Source organism: Streptomyces sp. NPDC057654 (assembly GCF_042800135.1).
Classification (GTDB): Bacteria; Actinomycetota; Actinomycetes; order Streptomycetales; family Streptomycetaceae; genus Streptomyces.
On record NZ_JBHVHQ010000896.1, the window covers coordinates 1 to 3,454 of the forward strand.

Annotated in this window: 4 protein-coding genes; 2 read left to right on the forward strand and 2 right to left on the reverse strand. The window is 73.4% G+C overall.

The features are described from left to right. Nucleotides 1-29 precede the first annotated feature (29 nt). Both ACFU99_RS37870 and ACFU99_RS37875 read right to left on the reverse strand, forming a co-directional pair. Complete coding sequence (locus tag ACFU99_RS37870) at nucleotides 30-1,025, reverse strand: DMT family transporter (RefSeq protein ID WP_384401502.1); 996 nt, start codon at nucleotides 1,023-1,025, stop codon at nucleotides 30-32. A gap of 303 nt (nucleotides 1,026-1,328) precedes the next feature. Continuing rightward, complete coding sequence (locus ACFU99_RS37875; protein ID WP_384401505.1) at nucleotides 1,329-1,859, reverse strand: Clp protease N-terminal domain-containing protein; 531 nt, start codon at nucleotides 1,857-1,859, stop codon at nucleotides 1,329-1,331. Nucleotides 1,860-2,241: 382 nt separating this feature from the next. Between ACFU99_RS37875 and ACFU99_RS37880 the strand changes: the two genes are divergently transcribed. Both ACFU99_RS37880 and ACFU99_RS37885 read left to right on the forward strand, forming a co-directional pair. Next, nucleotides 2,242-2,862: an HAD domain-containing protein gene (locus ACFU99_RS37880; RefSeq protein WP_384401507.1), complete on the forward strand. Its 621-nt coding sequence runs from the start codon at nucleotides 2,242-2,244 to the stop codon at nucleotides 2,860-2,862. A gap of 133 nt (nucleotides 2,863-2,995) precedes the next feature. Beyond that, nucleotides 2,996-3,424 (forward strand): SRPBCC family protein, encoded by a 429-nt coding sequence (locus ACFU99_RS37885; RefSeq protein WP_384401510.1) that lies wholly within the window; start codon nucleotides 2,996-2,998, stop codon nucleotides 3,422-3,424. Nucleotides 3,425-3,454: the final 30 nt, after the last annotated feature.

Below are 3,454 nucleotides of genomic sequence, written 5' to 3' on the forward strand. Positions count from 1 at the left end.
CTCTCGCCACGCGCGCCGCACCGCGGGACTCAGCCGCGCGGGCCCATCAGCTGCGCCGCGGGGCCACCGTCGCGGGCGCGGACGGCTGAGCTCCGCGCCTCCGCCACCGCCAGCGCGCCCACCGCGCCCAGCAGGACGGCCGTGCCCAGGGCGGTGGCGGCGGTCAGCCGCTCGCCCAGCAGCGCGACGGCGATGACCGCGGCCGTGACCGGCTCGATGAGAGTGATCACCGTGACGGTCGTGGACCGTACGGCCGCGAGCCCGGCGAAGAACAGCCCGTAGGCCAGGACGCTCGGCACGGCGACCAGATAGGCCATCATGCCCAGCGAACGTCCCAGGTGGTGGGCGTGCGGCCAGAGCCCCTCGACGGCGGCGAGCGGCAGCAGACAGACCGAGCCGACGGCGAAGGACGTCATCGTGGCCGCGCGGGGGTCGCTCGCGCGGCCCTGGCGGCCCAGGTGCCGGGTGTAGAGCGTGATGGTCGCGTACGCGGCGGCGGACAGCAGCGCGAAGGCGACGCCCGCCGGGCGGACCGTGCCCGTTCCGCCGCTGCCCAGCATCAGGACGGCGAGTCCGGTGAGCGCGCCGGCCACGGCCACCGCGCCGCCCGCGCCGATGCGCTCGCCGAGCAGCGCCCGGCCGCCGAACGCCACGAGTACGGGGGCCGTGCCCATCGTCAGGACGGTCCCGACGGCCAGCCCGGTCCCGGCCACCGCCCCGAAATACCCGGCCTGGAAGACGGTGAAGCCGACGCCGGTGACGAGGATCCGGGTGACGCGCGAGCGCGTCGGCTCGTACGCGCGGGGTGCGGCGGGCTGGGACCTGCGCGACCGCAGAGCGCGGACGGCCAGCAGGAGCACGAGGCCGCCGAGGGTGCGCCAGAAGGTGAGCGCGAGGGGGCCGAGCCCGCTGCTGTCGTAGAGAAACGCGGCGGCCGCTCCGGCGGTGCCCCAGGAGGCGGCGGCCACGGTGACGTAGAGGAGGCCCCGGCCCACGGGCAGGGCGGAGTAAGACGAGGAATGCACGAGTGTTCTCCCGCTGAGGACATGAGGTGATCACGTGGTCCCGTGTGCGGGCAGCGGCGATCAGCTCGGGTCCCCGGAGATCACTCCGGTCCGAGCCCGGTCTTCCGGGAGCGGCCGCCCGCGCTAGGCGGCGGGAGGCGGCAGAACGGTGAGGTGCATGATCGACACCCTATGAGCGGCCTGGTCGCACGGACAAGCCCTGCCGGGCCCGGCGGCGTGGGCAGACCGACTCCTGACCGGCGCAGCCGTCGGCCGGCTCCCGACGGACGGCGCGGTCAGGTCGGCTCCTGGCAGACGGCGCGGTCAGGTCGGCTCCTGGCAGGTCGCGTCGTCGAGCAGCCGCTTGGTCAGCGAGTCGAGGTCCACGCCCGCCCGGTGCAGCACTTCCACGGCGCGGCATTCGCGGTCGTGGGCGAGGGCGGCGAGCAGGTCGACGCCGGTGGCGAGGGCCGCGCCGCGCGCCTGGGCGCGGCCGGCCGCGACGTCCATGGCGGCAGCGGCGGCGGGCGACCAGCCGGGCGCGGCCCCGCCGTCCAGGACGGGGAGGGCCCCGGAGTCCTCGACGGAGCCGTACCACCGCAGCCCGTATCCGATGGTGCGCTGGACGAGATAGCCGAGCAGCCGCGCTATCTGGGGCGGACCGCCGTCGAACGCGTCGCGCGCGCCGGGCGCGGATTCGAGAAGGGCGTGCAGGAGGTGGGCGGTGTCGATCTGCGCGTCGCCGTCGCGCGTCGCACGCCGGCGCGCGGACGCGACGACCGACGCCATCTCCGCGCTGAGCTGGCCCCCGTGCCCGTCGCCGGTGGGATCGGTGGAGGGGATACGACTTTGCACTCTCCCACCTCATCAGCCTCCGACGGCCGGAACATCCCCGGCGGGGAGCATTTGCGCATCCCACCATGGTTGGGCACAGATGTCCGGGATCTCATCCTTGGGGAGGAGAGGGGAGCGTAGGTTTGAGGGACCGTCTAGGGCCCGTCTCAGGGCTCTGCGCCGGGGCGCGTACAGCGACCACGTACGACCGCTCACACAGCCGCAGGAACGACCGTTCGCGCGGTGACTCGCACGGCGCGCAAGACGTGCAGGGGGCGCGCCTTCTTCCACCGCACGCCCCCTAGGCAACCGAAGCCCGCCTGTCACACGTCCCTCACCGGCGACGGCAACCGACATCCGCACCACGCGGAGAAGGAGACCGGAAGGAGACCGAAGAAGACCGATGGCCACCAGACCACTGCTCTTCCTGGACATCGACGGAGTCCTGAACCCCGTCTTACCGACCCCCGGCTTCAGCGCCCACGACCTGCTCGGCTTCACGGTGCTGCTGACCGTCGACCACGCCGACTGGCTCCGCGAGCTCTCCGGTACGTACGACCTGGTGTGGGCCACCACCTGGGAACACGAGGCCAACCGCCATATCGCGCCGCTGCTGGAGCTGCCGCCGCTGCCGGTCGTGGAGTTCACCGGCTACCGCCCCCGGCCCGGCGACCCGCGGCTGCCCGCCCGTGAGCTCTTCGAGGGCCGCAAATGGGCGCCCCTGCTCCGCTTCGCGGCGGGCCGTCCCTTCGCCTGGATCGACGACGTCATACCGCCCCGGCTGGTCCGCCGCGCCAGGCTGCGGCGCGACCGGCTGCTGCTGCCGATCGACCCTGGTCACGGACTCACCAGGGACCACGTGGACCGCCTGCTGGCACGCCCGCCGGCCCCGCTCCTCCGCCCCCGGTCACGGCGCCGCAGAAAAACTGACGGGGCATCAGTATTGAATGTTCCGCGCCCCGGGGCTACGTTCCGCGACACCGCGGGGACGCCGCCCCCGCGACACCGGAGCCACCGGCCGTAGACGCGACGGCGCGCGACGGCATCCCGACCGGACCGGCCGACGCACAGCCGTACAGATGCATTGCTGCACAACCGCACAGCCGCACCAGTCACGGACGAAAACGGACGAAACCGCACGCATAAGGGGTGGTCGCATGGCCGAGGTCAGCGCAGAGGCACGCATCGAGGCGCCCGCCGAGAAGGTCTGGGACCGGCTCACCGACTTCTCCACGTACGGGCAGTGGAACGCCACCCACACCAGCTTCCCCCACGGCGGCCCCGAGACGCTCGCGGTCGCGGCGACGTACCAGGAGAACATGAAGCTCATGGGCTTCCCGGCCGAGGTGACCTGGACGGTCGCGGCCTGTGACCCCGCGCGGCTGCTCGTCACCAAGGGCAAGGGCCCGATGGGCGTCAACCTGGCCATGAGCTACACGCTGACCCCCGACGGCGACGCGACGACCGTCCGGATCGACGGCGAGTTCACCGGCGCGGCGGTCTCGCTCATGGGCGGCAAACTCAAGGATTCGGCGACCGCGGCGCTCCAGGAGTCGCTGCGGAGGCTCGACGGACTGGTGGCCTGACCCCCTCGGGGCCACTGCGCGACGGGGCCC

Bases quoted from the DNA above. Each gene is read 5' to 3' on its own strand.
- ACFU99_RS37880 (WP_384401507.1), top strand. From the start codon at position 2,242: ATGGCCACCAGACCACTGCTCTTCCTGGACATCGACGGAGTCCTGAAC.
- ACFU99_RS37885 (WP_384401510.1), top strand. From the start codon at position 2,996: ATGGCCGAGGTCAGCGCAGAGGCACGCATCGAGGCGCCCGCCGAGAAG.